At 67.9% G+C, this 19,958-nt stretch carries 21 protein-coding genes; 10 read left to right on the top strand and 11 right to left on the bottom strand.

Annotated features, from left to right (window positions below):
- The first annotated feature begins 3 nt into the window (after positions 1 to 3).
- The 3 genes from fdhD to rnr are packed head-to-tail and all read left to right on the top strand — an operon-like array spanning position 4 to position 3,356.
- Positions 4 to 819 carry a formate dehydrogenase accessory sulfurtransferase FdhD gene (gene fdhD, locus PARJ55_RS0105980; RefSeq protein ID WP_028712198.1) on the top strand — a complete coding sequence of 272 codons (816 nt, stop codon included), beginning with the start codon at positions 4 to 6 and terminating at the stop codon, positions 817 to 819.
- Between the two features lie 6 nt (positions 820 to 825).
- Complete coding sequence (locus PARJ55_RS21530; protein WP_036697700.1) at positions 826 to 1,047, top strand: formate dehydrogenase subunit delta; 222 nt, start codon at positions 826 to 828, stop codon at positions 1,045 to 1,047.
- A 44-nt stretch (positions 1,048 to 1,091) separates the two neighbouring features.
- Positions 1,092 to 3,356: a ribonuclease R gene (rnr, locus tag PARJ55_RS0105970; RefSeq protein ID WP_028712197.1), complete on the top strand. Its 2,265-nt coding sequence runs from the start codon at positions 1,092 to 1,094 to the stop codon at positions 3,354 to 3,356.
- Between the two features lie 213 nt (positions 3,357 to 3,569).
- Here rnr and PARJ55_RS0105965 read toward each other — a convergent pair whose 3' ends face one another.
- The gene (locus tag PARJ55_RS0105965) at positions 3,570 to 5,168 is read right to left on the bottom strand and encodes a phosphoenolpyruvate carboxykinase (RefSeq protein WP_028712196.1); all 1,599 of its coding nucleotides are present in this window, start codon (positions 5,166 to 5,168) and stop codon (positions 3,570 to 3,572) included.
- A 232-nt stretch (positions 5,169 to 5,400) separates the two neighbouring features.
- On the opposite strand from PARJ55_RS0105965, the gene PARJ55_RS0105960 reads away from it, so the two are divergent.
- From PARJ55_RS0105960 to PARJ55_RS0105935, 6 genes are all read left to right on the top strand, one after another.
- Positions 5,401 to 5,829, top strand: a complete 429-nt coding sequence (locus PARJ55_RS0105960) for an HPr kinase/phosphorylase (protein ID WP_028712195.1) — start codon at positions 5,401 to 5,403, stop codon at positions 5,827 to 5,829.
- Between the two features lie 8 nt (positions 5,830 to 5,837).
- The gene (rapZ, locus tag PARJ55_RS0105955) at positions 5,838 to 6,797 is read left to right on the top strand and encodes an RNase adapter RapZ (RefSeq protein ID WP_028712194.1); all 960 of its coding nucleotides are present in this window, start codon (positions 5,838 to 5,840) and stop codon (positions 6,795 to 6,797) included.
- Positions 6,798 to 6,821: 24 nt separating this feature from the next.
- On the top strand, positions 6,822 to 7,247 hold the full coding sequence (locus tag PARJ55_RS0105950) for a PTS sugar transporter subunit IIA (protein ID WP_028712193.1): 426 nt from the start codon (positions 6,822 to 6,824) through the stop codon (positions 7,245 to 7,247).
- A complete protein-coding gene (locus PARJ55_RS0105945; protein ID WP_028712192.1) occupies positions 7,244 to 7,534 on the top strand; it encodes an HPr family phosphocarrier protein in 291 nt (96 codons plus the stop codon). Before PARJ55_RS0105950 ends, PARJ55_RS0105945 begins: the two co-directional genes overlap by 4 nt.
- 9 nt (positions 7,535 to 7,543) lie before the next feature.
- Positions 7,544 to 8,155 carry a TetR/AcrR family transcriptional regulator gene (locus PARJ55_RS0105940; protein ID WP_028712191.1) on the top strand — a complete coding sequence of 204 codons (612 nt, stop codon included), beginning with the start codon at positions 7,544 to 7,546 and terminating at the stop codon, positions 8,153 to 8,155.
- 150 nt (positions 8,156 to 8,305) lie between these two features.
- Positions 8,306 to 8,728 carry a DUF2852 domain-containing protein gene (locus PARJ55_RS0105935; RefSeq protein WP_028712190.1) on the top strand — a complete coding sequence of 141 codons (423 nt, stop codon included), beginning with the start codon at positions 8,306 to 8,308 and terminating at the stop codon, positions 8,726 to 8,728.
- Between the two features lie 60 nt (positions 8,729 to 8,788).
- On the opposite strand, the gene PARJ55_RS0105930 is transcribed toward PARJ55_RS0105935, so the two are convergent.
- The 5 genes from PARJ55_RS0105930 to PARJ55_RS0105910 are packed head-to-tail and all read right to left on the bottom strand — an operon-like array spanning position 8,789 to position 13,095.
- Positions 8,789 to 10,168 carry a glutamate--cysteine ligase gene (locus PARJ55_RS0105930; protein WP_028712189.1) on the bottom strand — a complete coding sequence of 460 codons (1,380 nt, stop codon included), beginning with the start codon at positions 10,166 to 10,168 and terminating at the stop codon, positions 8,789 to 8,791.
- Positions 10,169 to 10,217: 49 nt separating this feature from the next.
- On the bottom strand, positions 10,218 to 10,733 hold the full coding sequence (locus tag PARJ55_RS21525) for a hypothetical protein (RefSeq protein WP_036697696.1): 516 nt from the start codon (positions 10,731 to 10,733) through the stop codon (positions 10,218 to 10,220).
- Complete coding sequence (locus PARJ55_RS0105920) at positions 10,733 to 11,149, bottom strand: GNAT family N-acetyltransferase (protein ID WP_028712188.1); 417 nt, start codon at positions 11,147 to 11,149, stop codon at positions 10,733 to 10,735. The genes PARJ55_RS21525 and PARJ55_RS0105920 overlap by 1 nt, the downstream gene beginning before the upstream one ends.
- On the bottom strand, positions 11,146 to 12,294 hold the full coding sequence (dapE, locus tag PARJ55_RS0105915) for a succinyl-diaminopimelate desuccinylase (RefSeq protein WP_156929433.1): 1,149 nt from the start codon (positions 12,292 to 12,294) through the stop codon (positions 11,146 to 11,148). The genes PARJ55_RS0105920 and dapE overlap by 4 nt, the downstream gene beginning before the upstream one ends.
- 27 nt (positions 12,295 to 12,321) lie before the next feature.
- Positions 12,322 to 13,095, bottom strand: a complete 774-nt coding sequence (locus tag PARJ55_RS0105910; RefSeq protein ID WP_028712186.1) for a sulfite exporter TauE/SafE family protein — start codon at positions 13,093 to 13,095, stop codon at positions 12,322 to 12,324.
- Between the two features lie 165 nt (positions 13,096 to 13,260).
- On the opposite strand from PARJ55_RS0105910, the gene PARJ55_RS0105905 reads away from it, so the two are divergent.
- Positions 13,261 to 14,916 (top strand): acyl-CoA dehydrogenase family protein, encoded by a 1,656-nt coding sequence (locus PARJ55_RS0105905; RefSeq protein ID WP_036697745.1) that lies wholly within the window; start codon positions 13,261 to 13,263, stop codon positions 14,914 to 14,916.
- A 27-nt stretch (positions 14,917 to 14,943) separates the two neighbouring features.
- On the opposite strand, the gene PARJ55_RS0105900 is transcribed toward PARJ55_RS0105905, so the two are convergent.
- The 5 genes from PARJ55_RS0105900 to cyoA are packed head-to-tail and all read right to left on the bottom strand — an operon-like array spanning position 14,944 to position 19,871.
- A complete protein-coding gene (locus tag PARJ55_RS0105900) occupies positions 14,944 to 15,651 on the bottom strand; it encodes an SURF1 family protein (RefSeq protein WP_028712184.1) in 708 nt (235 codons plus the stop codon).
- Positions 15,648 to 16,028, bottom strand: a complete 381-nt coding sequence (cyoD, locus tag PARJ55_RS0105895; protein WP_028712183.1) for a cytochrome o ubiquinol oxidase subunit IV — start codon at positions 16,026 to 16,028, stop codon at positions 15,648 to 15,650. Before cyoD ends, PARJ55_RS0105900 begins: the two co-directional genes overlap by 4 nt.
- Entirely contained in the window at positions 16,028 to 16,645 is a 618-nt protein-coding gene (cyoC, locus tag PARJ55_RS0105890) for a cytochrome o ubiquinol oxidase subunit III (protein ID WP_028712182.1), read from the bottom strand. The genes cyoD and cyoC overlap by 1 nt, the downstream gene beginning before the upstream one ends.
- A 3-nt stretch (positions 16,646 to 16,648) precedes the next feature.
- Positions 16,649 to 18,655: a cytochrome o ubiquinol oxidase subunit I gene (gene cyoB / locus PARJ55_RS0105885; protein ID WP_028712181.1), complete on the bottom strand. Its 2,007-nt coding sequence runs from the start codon at positions 18,653 to 18,655 to the stop codon at positions 16,649 to 16,651.
- A 13-nt stretch (positions 18,656 to 18,668) separates the two neighbouring features.
- On the bottom strand, positions 18,669 to 19,871 hold the full coding sequence (cyoA, locus tag PARJ55_RS0105880; protein ID WP_028712180.1) for a ubiquinol oxidase subunit II: 1,203 nt from the start codon (positions 19,869 to 19,871) through the stop codon (positions 18,669 to 18,671).
- Positions 19,872 to 19,958 lie beyond the last annotated feature (87 nt).

Below are 19,958 nucleotides of genomic sequence, written 5' to 3'. Positions count from 1 at the left end.
GGCATGCGGGACGTGACGGCCGGCGTGCTGCGCTGGGACGGCGAAGGCCGGGGCGGCGGCTGGCGGCCCATCGAGCCGCCCCCGGCGCCGCAGGAATGCCCCGTGGCCATCGTCATCGACGGCATGAGCCAGGCGGTGCTGATGGCGACGCCGCATGACCTGCGCGACTTCGCGCTGGGATTCGCGCTGACCGAGGGGCTGATCGCCGCGCCCGGCGATGTCGAGGGCTTCGAGGAGGCCGAGGTCGAGGCCGGCGGCTTCCCGGCGCGCGAGGCGCGGCTGTGGCTGCGCCCCGGCCTTGCCGCCCGGCTGGCCGAGCGGCGGCGCAGCATGGTCGGCCCGGTGGGCTGCGGGCTTTGCGGCGTGGACAGCATCGAGGCGGCGCTGCCCCGGATCGTGCCGGTCGCCTCGGACTGGTCGATGCCGCCCGAGGACGTGGCCCGCGCCATGGCCGCGCTGTCCGAGGGCCAGGTCCTGCGCCGCCGGACCCCGGCCATCCACGGCGCCGCCTTCTGGGACGGCGCCCGCGCCGTGACGCGCGAGGATGTCGGCCGCCACAATGCACTGGACAAGCTGGCCGGGGCTTTGGCCCAGGCCGGGCTGGCGGCGGGGCAGGGCGCCGTGGTCATGTCCTCGCGCCTGTCGGTCGATCTGGTGCAGAAGGCCGCCCGCATCGGCGCGCCGATCCTGATCGGTGCCAGCGCGCCGACGGCGCTGGCGCTCGGCTGGGCCGAGCGCGCCGGCATCACCCTGATCGCCCGCGCCCGGCAGGCGAGCTTCGATCTTTACACCCACCCCCGGCGCATTGCCGGAAGCTGAGGCGACATGTCCCACGACCATTCCAAGCTGATCCGCATGGCCACGCAGATGGCGCAGTTCTTCACCAGCCAGCCCGACCGGCCGGCGCCCGAGGCGGTGGCCGCGCATATCAACGATTCCTGGTCGCCGCGGATGCGGCAGGATTTCGTGGACCAGATCCGCGCCGGGGCCGAGGCCGACCCGGTGGTGCGCGAGGCCGCGGCCTTCGTCCGCCTGCCCGCCGCCTGATTTTGCCCCTGCCGCCCCGTCCGGCAGCATGCTAGCGTGACGGCATGGCACAGCTACCTTCCCGTCAAGAGATTCTCGACTGGGTGTCCGCCCATCCGGACGCCACCGCCAAGCGCGACATCGCGAAAGCCTTCGGCATCAAGGGCGCCGAGCGCATCGAGCTGAAGCGGCTTCTGAAAGAGCTGGAGGCCGAGGGCCTGCTGGAACGCCGCCGCCGCCATTACCACGATGCCGAGCGGCTGCCGCCGGTGACGGTGCTGCAATTGTTGCCGCCCGACCGCGACGGCGACATCTTCGCCAGGCCCTTGGAATGGCAGGGCGAGGGGCCGATGCCGCGCATCCTTTACGCGGCGCTGAAATCCGATCCCGCCGTGGCGCCGGGCGAGCGCATCCTGGCCCGGCTGATCGAGACCCGGGGCGAGGATCACGACTATCAGGCCCGGCTGATCCGCCGCATCGGCACGGTGCAGCACCGCATCGTCGGCATCTTCCGCGCGGCCACCGGCGGGCCCGAGGCGGGCGGCCGCATCCTGCCCATCGACAAGGGCCAGGACAAGGAATGGCAGGTGCGCCCCGGCGATGCCCATGGCGCGAAAAGCGGCGAGCTGGTCGAGGCCGAGCAGGTCGGCCCGCGCGGCCGCCTGGGCCTGCCGCTGGCGCGGATCGTCGAGCGGCTGGGCGACCCCTCGGCGCCCAGGGCCGTCAGCCTGATCGCCATCCACCAGCACGGCATTCCCGACGATTTCCCCGATGAGGCGATCGCCGAGGCCGATGCCGCCCGTCCCGCGACGATGAAGAACCGCGAGGACCTGCGCCACCTGCCCTTCATCACCATCGACCCCTCGGATGCCCGCGACCGCGACGATGCCGTCGCCGCCGAGACGCATGAGGATGGCGGCGCCACGGTCTGGGTCGCCATCGCCGATGTGGCGCATTACGTCCGCCCCGGCTCGGCCCTGGACCGCGAGGCGCGCAATCGCGGCAATTCCACCTATTTCCCCGACCGGGTGGTGCCGATGCTGCCCGACATCCTGTCGAGCGACCTGTGCTCGCTGCATCAGGGCGTGGACCGGCCGGTGATCGCGGTCAGGATGCGGCTGGACGCGCAGGGCAACAAGACCGGCCACAGCTTCCATCGCGGCATGATCCGCTCGGCCGCGAGCCTGGCCTATGAACAGGCGCAGGCGGCGGCGGACGGCAATCCCGACGAGCAGACCGCGCCGCTGGTCGAGCCGGCGATCCGGCCGCTCTGGCATGCCTACGGGCTGCTGAGGGCCGCGCGAGCGCGCCGCCAGCCGCTAGAGCTGGACCTGCCCGAGCGCAGGATCGTACTGACCGCCGACGGAAGGGTGAAATCGGTCAACTTCCGCGAACGCTACGATGCGCACCGGCTGATCGAGGAATTCATGGTGCTGGCCAATGTCGCCGCCGCCGAGGAACTGGAACGGCTGCGCCGGCCGCTGCTCTATCGCGTACACGAGGAGCCGACGGTGGAAAAGCTCGACGCGCTGCGCGAAGTGGCCGAGGCTTCGGGATTCACGCTCGCCAAGGGCCAGGTCTTGCAGACGCGCCACCTGAACCGGCTGCTGGAACAGGCCGAGGGCTCGGAGTTCGACGAGCTGATCAACATGACGGCGCTGCGCTCGATGCAGCAGGCCTATTACAACCCCGAGAATTTCGGCCATTTCGGGCTGGCCCTGCGCTCCTATGCGCATTTCACCTCGCCGATCCGGCGCTATTCCGACCTGATCGTGCATCGCGCGCTGGTCATGGGCCATAAATGGGGCGATGACGGGCTGTCGGCGCAGGATATCGAGATGCTCTCGGATACCGCGCAGCATATATCCGAGACCGAGCGGCGCTCGATGGCGGCGGAACGCGACACCACCGACCGCTATCTCGCCGCCTATCTGGCCGACCGGGTGGGGGCCGAGTTCACCGGCCGCATCAGCGGCGTGCAGAAATTCGGCGCCTTCGTGCGGCTGGACGAGACCGGGGCGGACGGGCTGTTGCCGATCCGAGAGATCGGCCGGGAATATTTCCATTACGACCCGGATGCGCAGGTGCTGATGGGCTCCGAGACCGGCCTGGAAATCGGCATCGGCCAGCGCGTGACCGTGCGGCTGACCGAGGCGGTGCCGCTGACCGGCGGGCTGATGCTGGAGCTGCTGGAAGTCGAGGGCCGGCCGCTGCCGCAAGGGTCGGGCGGCGGGCGCGGCAAGGGACCGATGCGCAAGCGCGCCACCCAGGCGCGGCTGGCCGAGATCAAGCGCGCGCAGAAGCGCCGGCGGGTACGACGGCAACATTGATAAGAGGGGGCTTTGCCCCCGCGCGTTCCGCGCTCCCCCAGGGTATTTGGAAAACAGAGAAAGCCGCGAGGGATGCAGGGCTTCTTTCTTGCCCAAATATCCTGCGGGGGAGTCGGCCGCAGGCCGGCGGGGGCGCAAAGCCCCCTCGGGCGGTGCCGAAAGCGAAAGGGGCGGCCCCGTGGACCGCCCCTCGCATCATCTCTCCGTCAGGCTTCAGCCGATGGCGGCGGCGCGGACGTCGTCGTCGATCTTGTCGGCATATTGCGCGAAATTGTCGCTGAACATGCCGACCAGCTTGCGGGCCTGGGCGTCATAGGCGGCACCATCCGCCCAGGTCTGGCGCGGGTCGAGCAGCCGGTCCTCGACGCGGGGCACCGAGACCGGGACCTCGAAGCCGAAATTCGGGTCCTTGCGGAACTGGGCGTTGTTCAGCGAGCCGTCCAGCGCCGCGGTCAGCAGGGCGCGGGTGGCCTTGATCGGCATGCGCTTGCCGGTGCCGAAGGCGCCGCCGGTCCAGCCGGTATTGACCAGCCAGCAGGCCGCGCCGGTCTTGGCGATCTTTTCCTGCAGCAGCTTGCCATAGACTTCCGGGCGGCGCGGCATGAAGGGGGCGCCGAAGCAGGTCGAGAAGGTCGGCGTCGGCTCGGTCACGCCGACCTCGGTGCCGGGCGTCTTCGAGGTGAAGCCCGACAGGAAGTGATACATCGCCTGCGCCGGGGTCAGCCGCGCGATCGGCGGCAGAACGCCATAGGCGTCGCAGGTCAGCATGATGACGTTCTTCGGCTGGCCGCCCAGCGAGGTCGGCGAGGCGTTCGAGATCTGCTCCAGCGGATAGGCGCAGCGCATGTTGTCGGTCAGCGAGTTGTCCTCGAAGTCCAGCTCCAGCGTGTCGGGGTCGTAAACCATGTTCTCGATCACCGTGCCGAACTTGTAGCAGGTGGCGTAGATCTCCGGCTCGGCCTCGGCCGAGAGGTTGATGGTCTTGGCGTAGCAGCCGCCCTCGAAGTTGAAGATGCCGGTGTCGGACCAGCCATGCTCGTCATCGCCGACCAGCGTGCGCGAGGGATCGGCCGAGAGCGTGGTCTTGCCGGTGCCGGAGAGGCCGAAGAAGATGGCGCTGTCGTCCGGGTTGCCGAGCGCGTGGTTGGCCGAGCAATGCATCGGCATCACGCCCTTTTCCGGCAGGATGTAGTTCAAGAGCGTGAAGACCGATTTCTTGTTCTCGCCGGCATAGGCGGTATTGCCGATCAGGATCAGCTTCTTGTCGAAATTCAGCGCGATCACGGTTTCCGAGCGGCAGGCGTGGCGGGCCGGATCGGCCTTGAACGAGGGGCAGTTGATGATGGTGAATTCCGGCGCGAAGCTGGCCAGCTCGGCCGCTTCGGGACGGCGCAGCAGGTTGCGGATGAACAGCCCGTGCCAGGCCAGTTCGGTCACGACCCGGACGTCGAGGCGCAGGGCAGGATCCGCGCCGCCGTAGAGGTCCTGAACGAAATAGTCCTTGCCCTTCATGTGTTCCAGCATGTCGGCATGCAGCCGGTCGAAGGCCTCCGGCTCCATCGGGCGGTTGTTTTCCCACCAGATGCTGTCCTCGACCGCGGGGGTGCGCACGACATGTTTGTCCTTGGGCGAGCGGCCGGTATGGGCGCCGGTCGAGACCAGGAAGGTGCCGCCAAGGCCCAGCTTGCCTTCGCCGCGCTGGATGGCCGCCTCGATCAGCGCCGGTTCGAGCAGGTTGTAGTGGACATTGCCGAGCCCCGTGATCCCCTGGTCTTCGAGACGGCAATTCGGATTGACGCGCGGTTCGCTCATGGCACCTGTGCTCCTGCTTGAATTCCGGGCCGGCAACCGGCCGTTGCGCGTCCTATAACACGGCATTTCCCGGGCGAAAGCGCACTTATGGACAGGGTTAGCGCAATCAGACACGGTTAGCGCTATCATTTGCCGAAGCGTGGCCTTGCCCGCAAGAATCCGCCACAAGGACAGCCGGCCCGGCATCGCGGATCGGGGCGATTCGGCCGGGGGTGAAACGGAGGCGCGCGCGATGATCCTGCATGCATCCTGCATTGCCCATCGGGGCAGGGGACTGCTGATCCTGGGGCCCTCGGGATCGGGGAAATCCGGCCTGGCGCTTGAAATGATGGCCCTGGGCGCGGCGCTGGTGGCGGACGACCGCACCGTGCTGCGCCGCGAGGGCGCCGCCGTCATTGCCGATGCGCCCGATTCGATTCGCGGCCGCATCGAGGCGCGCGGCGTCGGCATCCTGCATGCCGTGCCGCACGGGCCGGTCGAACTGGCGCTGGCGGTCGATCTGGAGCGCACCGAGCCGGACCGCCTGCCGCCCGACCGCCGCCTTGACCTTATGGGCAGGTCCTTGCCCCTTGTCCTTGGCGCGGGCCGTGTTCATCTTGCGTCAACATTGTTGCAATATCTTGTGGCCGGACGGGCGGACACGGATTTGCGCGAGAGGTAGGCCGAACCATGCCGGAGGCGAGAAGCCCCTTGGGCAGTCAGGACGAGCAGGCCCAGCGGCTGGTGCTGATCACCGGGCCGTCCGGGGCCGGGCGCTCGACGGCCATCAACGTGCTCGAGGATCTGGGCTACGAGGCCATCGACAACCTGCCGCTGTCGCTGGTGCCGCGGCTGCTGGACGGGCCCGCCCGGCCGGTGCCGCTGGCGCTGGGTCTGGATGTCCGCAACCGCGACTTTTCCGTCGCCAACCTGACCGAGCTGATCGACAAGCTGACCCGGCTGCCCGAATACGCGCCCGAGGTGCTGTTCCTGGACTGCACGACCGAACAGCTTCTGCGACGGTTCAATGAAACCCGCCGTCGCCATCCGCTGCGGGCCGAGGGCTCGCCGCTGGACGCCATCCGGGCCGAGCGCGACATGCTCGCCCCCATCCGGGCCCGGGCCGACGTGCTGGTCGACACCTCGGACCTGTCGCCGCATGACCTGAAGGCGGAACTGGCCCGCTGGTTCGAGACCGAGCCGGGGCGGCGGCTGACCGTCTCGGTGCAGTCCTATTCCTACAAGCGCGGGGTGCCGCGCGGCGTGGACATGATGTTCGACTGCCGATTCCTCGCCAACCCGCATTGGCGGGCGGAGCTGCGGCCGCTGGACGGCCGCGACCCGCCGGTTCAGCAATATGTGATGGCCGATTCGCGGTTCGACGAGTTCTTCCGCAAGGTGCTGGATCTTGTGCTTTTCGCCCTGCCTGCCCATCTGGAAGAGGGAAAGGCCCACCTGGCGATCGGCTTCGGCTGCACCGGGGGGCGACACCGTTCTGTCACAATGGCGGAAAAAATGGCAGATGCGCTTGCGAAAGCAGGCTGGCAAGTGTCAATTAGACATCGGGAACTTGAACGCCGTGAAAAGGCGCCGGCACCTGGGGATGAGGGTCCTGTTCGGGCCTCTCGCACAGCTTTGGCGCAAGGGTGAACGGCTGGTGCGTGGTGAGGCGAATTGATCGGAATTGTCATCGTGGCGCATGGTGGGCTGGCCAGGGAATATCTCTCGGCGGTCGAGCATGTCGTGGGGCCGCAGACCGGGATCAAGGCCGTGACGATCGAGGAAAACCATGATCGCGGCGAGAAGCAGGCCGAAATCTGCGCCGCCGCCGATGCGGTGGATGCGGGCGACGGCGTGGTGGTGGTGACGGATCTGTTCGGCGGCTCGCCCTCGAACCTGTCGCTGATGGCCTGCGCGATGCGGAATCGCTCGATTCTCTACGGGGCGAACCTGCCGATGCTGGTCAAGCTGGCCAAATCGCGCAAACTGCCGGTTGCGGATGCGGTATCGCTGGCCAAGGATGCGGGACGCAAGTACATCAACAGCTATGACGTTCTGCCTGCCGATGTGCTTCCCATCCCGAACCGTGCCGCTTCATGAATGACATGACCAACGGGGCCGTCACCCGCGAATTGGCGATCATCAACGAAAAGGGCCTGCACGCGCGGGCCAGCGCGAAATTCGTCGAGACGGTCGAGCGTTTCGACGCCCAGGCCACCGTCGAGAAGGACGGGATGAGCGTCTCGGGCGATTCGATCATGGGCCTGCTGATGCTGACCGCGCCGCGCGGCAGCACCATCCGCGTCACCACGCGCGGCGCGCAGGCGGCCGAGCTGGCCGATGCGCTGAGCGCGCTGGTCGGGGACTATTTCGGCGAAGGCATGTAAGGGCCGGACATGGCCCGATCCTCCTATCACCATGGCAACCTGCGCCAGGCCCTTGTCGAGGCCACGGTGCGGCTGATCGAGGAGAACGGCCCGCAGGCCTTCACCCTGGCCGAGGCCGCGCGGCTGGCCGGGGTCAGCGCCGCCGCGCCCTATCGCCATTTCACCGGCCGCGAGGACCTGCTGGAAGAGGTCGCCCGGCAAGGGTTCGAGGAATTCGCCGAGAGGCTGGAGACCGCCTTCGACGAGGGGCGCCCGCGGCCGCTGACCGCCTTCCTGCGCATGGGACAGGAATACCTGAGCTTCGCGGCCGAGCGGCGCGGCTTCTACATCGCCATGTTCGAATCCGGCATCTCGATCGCCGGCAATGCCGGGCTGTCGCAGGCCTCGGAACGGGCGCGCGGCATCCTGGTGCGCGGCGCCGAGGCGCTGTTCGCGCAGCTGCCCGCGGGGCGCCGCCCGCCGCCCGGCATGGTCGCGGACCACATCTGGGCGCTGAGCCACGGCGTGGTCGAGCTGTTCGGCCGCGGCAAGCCCGGATCGCGCTCGCCCATCTCGCCGGCCGACATGCTGGAAAGCGGCGCGCTGATCTATCTGCGCGGCCTGGGCGTGATCCCCGACTGAACGCGGCCCGACCGGCGAACCCGCCACCCGAAAACGGCGAACCCGCCACCTGAAAATCCGGCAGAAAATTTTCGCCGCTTCCCTTGAACCCGGCGGGCTCGGCTCCATCTATGTAAATGTGATTAACATTCACATCGGAAAGGGACCGCAATGAACACTGACATCGCCCCGCGCCCCTCCGCCTTCGACCGGATCGGCGCAGCACTGGCCGGCATCCGGGACTGGCTGGACGAACGCGGGAAGGGCGCCTGGATCGCCGCCATGATCCTGGCCTTCATCGCCTGCTGGCCCTTGGGCCTTGCCATCCTGGGTTACATGATCTGGAGCAAACGCATGTTTTCCTGTCGCCACCGCCATCATCACCACGGCCGCCATTATCGCCACGGTTTCGGCGCGCCGACCGGCAACAGCGCCTTTGACGCCTATCGCGAGGAAACGCTGAAGCGGCTGGAGGACGAGCATCGCGAATTCCTCGACTTCCTGCAGAAGCTGCGCGAAGCCAAGGACAAGGCCGAGTTCGACCAGTTCATGCAGGGCCGCAGCCAGCCGCAGCCCCCCGCGCCGCAGGCGTGAACCGGCGCAGGCGTGATGCGAACGTGATGCGAAAAGGGCCGGGGATCACCCGGCCCTTGGTCAATAGGAATACTCGGCGTAGATGCGGCTGAGATCGCCCGCCCATTCGCCGTGATATTTCTCCAGCAACTCGTCGGCGGGCACCTTGCCCGTCTCGACGCTTTCCTTGAGCGCGTTCAGGAAATGCGTCTCGTCCGGCACCAGCCCGCCCGAGCCGGTGCGGGCCCGCGCCTTCAGCCCGGCTTCCGAGATCGCCAGCACCTCGCGCGCCAGGTCGCGCATCTTCACGCCGTTCACCTCGGCATCCAGCGCCTTGAGCCCGGCGCCGCGCCGCCAGGCCTCGCGCGTCTCGGCATCCCAGCCCTTGACCAGGTCCCAGGCCGCGTCCAGCGCCGACTGGTCATAGACCAGCCCCACCCAGAGCGCCGGCAGGGCGCAAAGCCGCCGCCAGGGACCGCCGTCGGCGCCGCGCATCTCGATGAATTTCTTGACCCGCGCCTCGGGGAAGACCGTGGTCAGGTGGTCGGCCCAGTCCGACAGCGTCGGGATCTCGCCCGGCAGCGCCGGCAGCTTGCCCTGCAGGAAATCGCGGAAGCTCTGCCCCAGCGCGTCGATGTATTTGCCGTCGCGATAGACGAAATACATCGGCACATCGAGCACGTAATCGACCCAGGCCTCATAGCCGAACCCGTCTTCGAAGGCGAAGGGCAGCATGCCGGTGCGCGCCGCGTCGAGATTTTGCCAGATATGCGCGCGCCAGCTTTTCCAGCCGTTCGGCTGGCCGTCGAGGAAGGGCGAATTGGCGAACAGCGCATTCGCCACCGGCTGCAGGGCCAGCGCCACGCGCAGCTTCTGCACCATGTCGGCTTCGCTGGCGAAGTCGAGGTTCACCTGCACGGTGCAGGTGCGATACATCATCTGCGTGCCCAGCGTGCCGACCCGGCCCATGTAATCGGTCATCAGCCGGTAGCGCCCCTTGGGCATCATCGGCATCTGCTCCTGCGTCCAGATCGGCGCGGCGCCCAGGCCGATGAAGCCGGCGCCCAGTTCGTCGGCGACGGTCTTGACCTCGGCCAGGTGGCTGTTCACCTCGTCGCAAGTCTGGTGGATGGTCTCCAGCGGCGCGCCCGAGAGTTCCAGCTGCCCGCCCGGCTCCAGGCTGACATTGGCGCCGTCGCGCTCCAGCCCGATGATGTTGCCGGCCTCCAGAACCGGGGTCCAGCCGAAGCGGCTCTGCAACCCCTCCAGCATGGCCTTGACCGAGGGCTGGCCGGGCGCGGCCTCATAGGGCAGGGGCATCAGGTCGGCATGGCGATAGCCGAATTTCTCGTGCTCGGTGCCGATGCGCCAGGCGTCGCGCGGTTTTTCGCCCGCGGCGAGATACTCGGCCAGTTGTTCGGGACGCTCGATCGGGCCGCCGCCCTGTTGGGGAATGGACATCGGTGGCCTTTCGTTTGCCTTGCGTGCCACAGGTGGCAAGCAAGGCGCGTCAAGTCAAGCGGGCGCGAACCGGCCTCGTCCAAACGGTCTGGATCGCGGGCGCATCCGGCGCCAGCGCCGAGGCGAGGCGCCCCATCTCGATCCCCGGCAGCGTGGCGAAGGCGCCGGCCAGATGCTCGGCCCCCGCCGCATCGACGGGGATCAGCAGCGCCTGGCCGTCGCCGCTTTTCAGCCGCCAGTGCCGGCGGCCGTTCAGCCGCATCAGCCGGATCTCGGCCAGCTCGCGCAGCGCGATCTCGCCGCCCAGCAGCCGGTTGGGCGACAGGTAGCGGATCGCGCCCTCGTCCAGCTCGACCATGCCGGGGCCGAGCGTGTCGTGGCGGAAGCGCATCCGCCGCCGTGCGTCCAGCGCCCAAAGCGCCGAGGCCGCGGCAATGACCGCGCCGATGGGCCACAGGATCCAGCCGCCCAGCGAAAACACCCACAGCCCGAACCCGGTCGCGGCCAGCGCGGCGCCGGTTTCGGCCCAGGGGCGCAGCTTCTCGGCCAGTTCCGGGCGGATCATCAAAGCTCCAGCGCCATGTCGCGATGCGGGATGCCGGCGTCGTCGTATTCGGGGCCGTAGGCGGCGAAGCCCAGCTTCTCGTAAAAGCCGATGGCATGGGTCTGGGCGCCCAGCTTGGCGCGGGTGACGCCGGGCAGGGCGCGCAGCTCGTCCAGCGCCGCGCGGATCAGCGCCGCGCCGGTCCCGGTGCCGCGCGCCGGTTTCAGCACCGCGACGCGGCCGATCTTGCCGGTCGCGCCCTCGACCAGGATGCGGGCGGTGCCCAGGGCCCGGCCGCTGTCATCCCGCGCCAGCAGGTGGATCGCCGCGCCGTCGCGGCCGTCCCATTCCTCGGCCTCGGGGACGTTCTGCTCGACGATGAAGACCTCGCGGCGGATGGCGCGGCAGGTGTCGAGGTCGGTGGTCTTCTCGATCATGCGAAATAACGCTCCAGGATGCGGCGATAGATGCGGGCAAGCTGGCGGACCTGATCGGCCGGCACGCGCTCGTCCACCTGATGCATGAAATGCCCGACCAGCCCGAATTCAAGCACCGGGCAATGATCCTTGACGAAACGCGCATCCGAGGTGCCGCCCGAGGTCGAGAGCACGGGGATCAGCCCGGTCTCCTCCTGCACCACCTCGGCGACCAGATCGACGAAGGGGCCGGGCCGGGTCAGGAAGCTTTCGCCCGACACATCGGTCGAGATGGCGAAATCCACCCTGGTCTCGGCCGAGATCGCCGCCGCGCGGGCGCGGATCATCCGGTCGAGGCTCTCCGAGCTATGGGCGTCGTTGAAGCGGATGTTGATCACCGCCCGCGCCCGTTCCGGGATCACGTTCGAGGCCGGGTTGCCGCAATCCACCGTCGTCACCTGCAGGCCCGAAGGGTCGAAATGCTCGGTCCCTTCGTCCAGCGGCGTCTCGGTCAGCTCGTTCAGCAGCCGCACCAGCGCATGCAGCGGGTTGCGGGCGCGATGCGGATAGGCGGCGTGGCCCTGGATGCCATGCGCCTCGATCTGCAGGGTCATCGAGCCGCGCCGGCCGATCTTGATCATCTCGCCCATGCGGTCGGGATTCGAGGGCTCGCCGACGATGCAGACATCCATCCGCTCGCCCCGCGCCGCCATCCAGTCGAGCAGCGCGCGGGTGCCGTGCTTGCCGGGGCCCTCCTCGTCGCCGGTGATGGCCAGGATCACCGCGCCGTCCGGCGGCGGCGTCTCGGTCACGAAACCGATGGCGGCGGCGGCGAAGGCGGCGACGCCGGATTTCATGTCGGTGGCGCCACGGCCCCAGATCCAGCCGTCCTGCTCGTGCCCGGAAAAGGGCGGATGCGTCCAGCTGGCCGGATCGCCGGGCGGCACCACGTCGGTATGGCCGTTGAAGCCGAAGCTGCGCGCGCCCCTTGCCCCCCAGCGCGCGAACAGGTTCGGCACCCCCTCGCGGTCGACGCGGTGGCATTCGAAACCCGCCGCGCCCAGCACGGTCATCAGCAGGCTCAATGCGCCGCCCTCGTCGGGCGTGACCGAGGCGCAGCGGATCAGCCTTGCGGTCAGTTGGGCGGGGTCGGGGATCAGGGTCATGGCGGGCCTTTCGCTTTTGGCCTGTGGTTACACCGCCGGACCCGCAAGCTCCAGCGCGCGGCGCAGCAGGTTGGCGCCGGTCAGCGCCAGCAGGATCAGCGTCCAGCGCCGGAACCGCGCCGCGTCCAGCCGGTCATGCGCCAGATAGCCCAGCCCCATGCCGACCAGCGCCGGGACGACGAGGATCGCCGAAAACGGCAGGGTCTGGGCGTTCAGCAGCCCCGATTGCAGATGCGAGACGGTCAGCACCGCCGCGCCCAGGAAGAACACCACCCCCTGCACCCGCATCTGTTCCTGCTTGGGCGCGTGCAGCGACAGCAGCAGCACCAGCAGCGGCGGCCCCCAGATGCCCGAGATGCCGCCGATCAGCCCGCCGACGACCCCGGTCGCGATCTCCATGCGCCGGCGGTGATGCACCGGCAGGACCAGGCTGCGGCCCAGGATCTGCCACAGCGCGAAACCCGAGATCGGCAGGCCGATGATGGCATACATCAGCCATTGCGGCACCCGCGGGGCAAAGAAGGCGCTGACCGGGATGAACAGCACCACCATGCCGATATGCCAGCGATAGGCCCAGCTTGCCTGCCAGGCGGGCCGCCAGCCGCCGCGCAGCGCCTGGCGGATATTGGTGACCAGCACCGGCAGGATCACCGCCGCCACCGCCTGCTGCGCGGTCAGGAAGGACCCCAGCGCCGCCAGCATGATCATCGGCATGGCAAAGCCGATGGCGCCCTTCACGAAGCCGGAAAACAGCGTGATCGCGATGGCGGTCCAGAAATGGAAGGGGTCGAGGCCGAACATGGCCGCAGGTTGCTGCGCCGCGCTGCCCGCCGCAAGGGCCGTTCTTGCGCAATCTGCGGGACATTTTAGTTCGCGTTTCGTCTGGATTGCGCATGATAGTTGCGCTGCGGTTGCGAAACGGCTAGTCATGCTGCAACGCCGCACAAGGAGTCTGCCATGAAGGACATGCCCCCGATGCCCCCGATGCCAGCCGATACGCCCTCCGCCCTGCTGGCGCTTGCCGCCGCGGCCCTGCCGGAGCTTGAAACCCTGCAATCGCGCGCCACCGAGGCGCTGCGCGCGCTGGTCGCCCCCTCGGGCAAGCCACAGCCGGCCTTGCTGGAACAGCATCAGCATGCCGCCCATGCGCTGTCCTGGCTTGCCACCTATGTCGAATCGATTCGCCAGCTGACCGGCTGGGCGGCGCGGCTGGCCGAGGCGGGCAGCCTGGGCCGGACCGAGGCGCTGATCCTGCAGATCGGCCTGGGCGAATACCTGACCCAGATCGCCGGCGGCATCCCGATGAGCCAGACGGAATTCGCCCGGCTTGCGGACCTTGGGATCGACTGGCAGCCGGGCGAGGCGGCGGCGGGGCTGATGCGCGGCAACACCGCGCCGGCACGGGCCGAGCTGGCGCGGCTGATGCAGGACAACCAAGGCCGCGCCACCTTCGGGGCCACCGGGCTGGACGAGGATCTGGAGATGATCCGCGACCAGTTCCGCCGCTATGCCGAGGAGCGGGTGATCCCCAACGCCCATGAATGGCACCTGAAGGACCAGCTGATCCCGATGGAGATCATCGAGGAACTGGCCGAGCTCGGCGTCTTCGGCCTGACCATCCCCGAGGAATTCGGGGGCTTGGGCCTCTCGAAAGCCTCGATGGTGGTGGTGACCGAAGAGCTGTCGCGCGGCTATATCGGCGTGGGCAGCCTTGGAACCCGCAGCGAGATCGCGGCCGAGCTGATCCTCTGCGGCGGCACCGAGGAGCAGAAGGCGAAATGGCTGCCGGGCCTCGCCTCGGGTCAGATCCTGTCGACGGCGGTCTTCACCGAGCCGAATACCGGCAGCGACCTCGGGTCCCTGCGCACGCGGGCGGTCAGGGACGGCGACGACTGGGTGATCACCGGCAACAAGACCTGGATCACCCATGCGCAGCGCACGCATGTCATGACGCTCCTGGCCCGCACCGACCCCGAGACCACCGACTGGCGCGGGTTGTCGATGTTCCTGGCCGAAAAGACCCCGGGCACCGACGACGATCCCTTCCCGACCCCCGGCATGACCGGCGGCGAGATCGAGGTCCTGGGCTATCGCGGCATGAAGGAATACGAGCTCGGCTTCGACGGCTTCCGCGTCAAGGGCGAAAACCTGTTGGGCGGCGAGCCGGGGCGCGGCTTCAAGCAGCTGATGGAGACCTTCGAATCGGCGCGCATCCAGACCGCCGCCCGCGCCGTGGGCGTGGCGCAATCGGCGGCCGAGATCGGCATGCGCTATGCCATCGACCGCAAGCAGTTCGGCAAGTCGCTGATCGAATTCCCGCGCGTTGCCGACAAGCTCGCCATGATGGCGGTCGAGATCATGGTCGCCCGGCAGCTGACCTATTTCAGCGCCTGGGAAAAGGACCACGGCCGGCGCTGCGACCTGGAGGCCGGGATGGCCAAGCTTCTGGGCGCCCGCGTCGCATGGGCGGCGGCGGACAATGCCTTGCAGATCCACGGCGGCAACGGTTTCGCGCTGGAATACGCCATCAGCCGCGTGCTGTGCGATGCGCGCATCCTCAACATCTTCGAGGGCGCGGCCGAGATCCAGGCCCAGGTGATCGCGCGCAGGCTGCTGGACTGACCGCAGGCGCGCTGCCGGCGCGCGGGTTCAGGACCGGCCGCTGCCGCGGTCGTCCCGCCGTCCCCGGCGCCAGGCCCAGAAAAGCCAGCCGGCCCATAGCGCCGCCAGCGAGAACCAGGTCAGCGCATAGCCCAGATGGCTGTTGCGGAAACGGATCACGGTCAGCCCGCCGATCGGCTGCGCGCCGTCGCCCTGGGCATCGGCGTCGAGGAACCAGGGTGCCACCGGGCCCAGCCCCTGCGCCGCGGCGATGGCGGCCGTGTCGCGGGAATACCAGCGCCCGGCCCCGGGGTCGTTGCCGCGCAGGAAGGCGCCGCCGGGCTGGCTCATGCGCAGAAGGCCCGTCACCGTCACCTCGCCGCCCGGCAGGGGGCGGTCGTCGCGGGCGGCATCCGCGACGAAGCCGCGATTGACCAGCACGGTCCAGCCCTGCGCGGTCTGCATCGGTGTCATCACCCAGAAACCCGGGCCGCGTTCCGTCACCGCCTTGACCAGCGTGTCGCTGTCCGCGCGATAGGTTCCCGTCACCGCGATGCGGCGATATTCCGCATCGCGCGCGTCCATTCCCGCCCATTCGGCAGGGGCGGGGGCGGGCGGCTCGGCCAGACGCGCCTCGACCCGGGCGATCAGGTCGGTCTTCCAGGCCAGCCGCTGCACCTGCCAGACCCCCAGCGCCATCAGCGCCAGGAACACCGCCAGCGCCCCGGCCGGCGCCGCCAGCCGGCGCAGGGTCACGAACCGAAGCCCTGCATCAGCTCATGGTCCATCTGCGGCATCATGTTGGTGTTCATGTGATACATGACCCAGAGCGAGCCGGCCAGCAGGATGACCACCACCACCACGGTGAAGATGGTGGAGAGCATGGTCCAGCCCTCTTCCTGCCTGCCGTTCATGTGCAGGAAATAGACCATGTGGACCAGGATCTGCACCACGGCGAAGCCGATCACCGTGACAGCGGTCAGCGCCCGGCTTTCGAAGCCGCCGGCCATGACCAGGCCGAAGGGGATCGCGGTCAGGATCACCGAGAGCAGGAACCCCTTGAGGTAAGAGGCATGGCTGCCATGGTCGTGGCCGTGATCGTCGTGATGCGCATGAGCGTGTTCGGCGGACATCAGATCATCCCCAGCAGATAGACGAAGGTGAAGACGCCGATCCAGATGACGTCGAGGAAGTGCCAGAACATCGACAGGCAGACCATGCGGCGCTGGTTCGCCGGGATCAGCCCGGTCCGGGCGATCTGCACCATCAGCGTCACCAGCCAGATCGAGCCGAAGGTGACGTGCAGCCCATGCGTGCCGACCAGCGTGAAGAAGGCCGACAGGAACCCGGACCGCTGCGGCCCGGCGCCGATATGGATCAGGTGGTGGAACTCGTAAAGCTCGATGCCCAGGAAGCACAGGCCGAAGAACAGCGTCACCGCCAGCCAGCGCAGCGTGCCGCGCTGGTCGCCCTTGCCCATGGCCAGCATGGCGAAGCCGAAGGTGATCGAGGACAGCAGCAGCATGGCGGTGTTGACCGCCACCAGCTCCAGGTCGAACAGGTCTTTCGGTCCCGGCCCGGCGGCGAAGCTGGTGCCCAGCACGCCATAGACCGCGAAGAGCACCGCGAACATCAGGCAGTCGCTCATCAGGTAGACCCAGAAGCCCAGGCTGGTCGAGGCGCCCTCGGGGTGGTGATGGGGCTCAAGCTCCCAGTATTGGCGCATGGTGTCGGTTGTCGCGTGGCTCATCTCTCAAACCCCCTGCGCAAGCTGGCGCGTTCGGGCATCCTCGGTCGCCTCGATCTCCGAGGCGGGGATGTAATAGTCGCGGTCGTAGTTGAAGGTATGGGCGATCCCGACGGCGATGATGCCCAGGAAGCTTGCCGCCGCCAGCCACCAGACATACCAGACCAGCGCCATGCCGCAGATGGTCGCCAGCGCGGCCAGGATCACGCCGGTGCCGGTGTTCTTCGGCATGTGGATCGGCATGAAGCCGGCGGTCGGGCGGGCGGCGCCCTGCTGCTTCATCTCCCACCAGGTATCCAGCCCGTGCGAGATCGGGCTGAAGGCGAAGTTATAGGCCGGGGGCGGCGAGGAGGTCGCCCATTCCAGCGTCCGCCCGTCCCAGGGATCGCCGCTGACGTCGCGATAGTCCGGCCGGTTGCGGCGCAGGATCGAGACGCCGAACTGCACGAACATGGCCGCGATGCCCGCCGCGATCAGCACCGCGCCGAAAGCGGCGATGGCGAACCAGATCCGCAGGTCCGGGTCGTCGAAGACGCGCAGCCGCCGGGTCACGCCCATCAGGCCCAGGATATAGAGCGGCATGAAGGCCACCCAGAAGCCCACGACCCAGAACCAGAACGAGACCTTGCCCCAGAACACGTCCAGCTTGAAGCCGAAGGCCTTCGGCCACCAGAAGTTGATCGCCGCGAACAGGCCGAACAGCACGCCGCCGATGATGACATTGTGGAAATGCGCGATCAGGAACAGCGAGTTGTGCAGCACGAAGTCGGCAGGCGGCACCGCCAGCAGCACGCCGGTCATGCCGCCCACGACGAAGGTCAGCATGAAGGCCACCGTCCACATCATCGGCAGCTCGTAGCGGATGCGGCCGCGATACATGGTGAAGAGCCAGTTGAAGAGCTTGGCCCCGGTCGGGATCGAGATGATCATCGTGGTGATCCCGAAGAACGAGTTCACCGAGGCGCCCGAGCCCATGGTGAAGAAATGGTGCAGCCAGACCAGATAGCTCAGCACCGTAATGCAGACGGTGGCATAGACCATCGAGGAATAGCCGAACAGCCGCTTGCCCGAGAAGGTCGAGGTGACTTCCGAGAAGACGCCGAACAGCGGCAGGATCAGGATATAGACCTCGGGGTGGCCCCAGATCCAGATGAGGTTGATATACATCATCGGATTGCCGCCAAGGTCGTTGGTGAAGAAGTTGGTGCCGACATAGCGGTCCAGCGTCAGCAGGATCAGCGTCATGGTCAGCACCGGGAACGAGGCGACGATCAGGATATTGGCGCAGAACGAGGTCCAGGTGAAGATCGGCATCCGCATCATGGTCATGCCCGGCGCCCGCATCTTCAGGATCGTCACCAGCAGGTTGATGCCCGACAGCGTGGTGCCGACGCCGGCGACCTGAAGCCCCCAGATGTAATAGTCCACCCCGACCCAGGGGCTGTAGCCGATGCCCGACAGCGGCGGAAAGGCCAGCCAGCCGGTCTGCGCGAACTCGCCCAGAAACAGCGAGGCCATGGTGATGACCGCGCCCCCCACCGTCATCCAGAACGAGAAATTGTTGAGGAAGGGGAAGGATACGTCGCGCGCGCCGATCTGCAAGGGCACGACATAGTTCATCAGCCCGGTGATGAAGGGCATCGCCACGAAGAAGATCATGATGACGCCATGCGCCGTGAAGATCTGGTCGTAGTGATGCGCGTTCAGGTAGCCCTCGGAGCCGCCGAAGGCCCAGACCTGCTGCAGCCGCATCATGACCGCATCGGCAAAGCCGCGCAGGAACATGATCAGCGCCAGGATGATATACATGATGCCGATCTTCTTGTGGTCGACCGAGGTGAACCACTCGCGCCAGAGCCAGCCCCAGAGCCGGTATCGCGTCAGCGCCGCAAGCAGCGCGATGCCGCCCAGGGCGACGACGACGAAGGTGGCCCAGACGATCGGCTCCTTCGGGATCGCGTCCCAGTTCAGCCGGCCGAGAAGAAAGGTGGTCTCGTTGGAAAAGGTAGCCATGCTTTGCGTCCGATCAGAAGTTCCGCGCCCGGCCCTCGGTCGGGTCCAGCAGCGTGACGGCATTGTCTTGCGAGGGGGCGAAGGGCCCTTTCGGCGGCACCAGCGCATGGCCGCGCAGCGGGGCCGTGTCCAGCGGCGCGCGGGCCAGCTCGGGCGATTGGCCGAACATCCGCGCCGAATCCTCGGACGTGCAGAACGAGGCGACCTGGAACGGCTCCCATCCCAGCACCGGCGCGCGGGTGCCGCGGCGCTGATGCTTGTCATAGGTCAGCCGGGTCACGTTCATCGTGCCGGCCAGCCCGGTGCCGCCCTGCGCGTCCAGCGCCATCATCTCGGCCATGCAGATCTTGCCCGGCTCGACGCACATGTTGACGATGCGCTGGAACAGCTGCGGATCGACTTCGGCGAAGGACATCGGCGGCACGTTCTCGCTGGGCGCCTCCAGTTCCAGGTAGCGCGGGCGGTCCAGCGAGCCGCCCGAGGCCCGCGCCTTCTCGACCCAGGCGTCGAATCCCGCCTCGTCGGTGGCCAGCGCCTTGAAATGCATGCCCGAAAAGCCGTGCCCCGAGTAATGCGAGGCGATGCCCTTGTATTCGCCGGGATGGTTGAAGACGCCGTTCAGCTTGGTCTCCATCCCCGGCATGGCATAGATCATCCCGGCCATCGCCGGAATGTAGAAGGCGTTCATCACCGAGGTCGAGGTCAGGGTGAACGCGACCGGGCGATCCACCGGCACCGCCATCTCGTTGACCGAGGCGATGCCCTGCTCGGGATAGATGAACAGCCATTTCCAGTCCATCGCCACCACCTGCACCGGCAGGGGCCTGTGCTCTTCGGTCACCGGCCGGTCAGAGGCGATGCGGTCCAGCGGCCGGTAGGGGTCCAGAAGATGCGTGCCGACCCAGGTCAGCGCGCCCAGGGTGATGATGATCAGCAGCGGCGCCGCCCAGATGACGAATTCCAGCTTGGTCGAATGGTCCCAGTCCGGGCGGTAGACCGCGTCCCTGTTCCTTTCGCGGTAGCGGCGGGCGAAGACCACGGTCAGCACCATCACCGGCACGATGATCAGCAGCATCAGCAGGGTCGAGATCACCAGAAGGTCGCGCTGGCGCGCGGCGATGTCGCCGGCCGGGGCCAGGACCTCGGCCTTGCAGGCGGCAAGGGGAAGCAGAAGGGCAAGCCATGGCAGGCGGGCGAATGTTCGTTTATGGGTCATGGAACGATCCGAGGTCCGTGAAGCGTCGAGGCAGACGGCGGGAAAGGGGGCCGAGTCGCGGATGCGCGGCACGATATCAGGTTAGTT

The organism is Paracoccus sp. J55 (assembly GCF_000513975.1).
Classification (GTDB): Bacteria; Pseudomonadota; Alphaproteobacteria; order Rhodobacterales; family Rhodobacteraceae; genus Paracoccus.
This window is presented reverse-complemented; position numbering and strand designations above follow the sequence as displayed.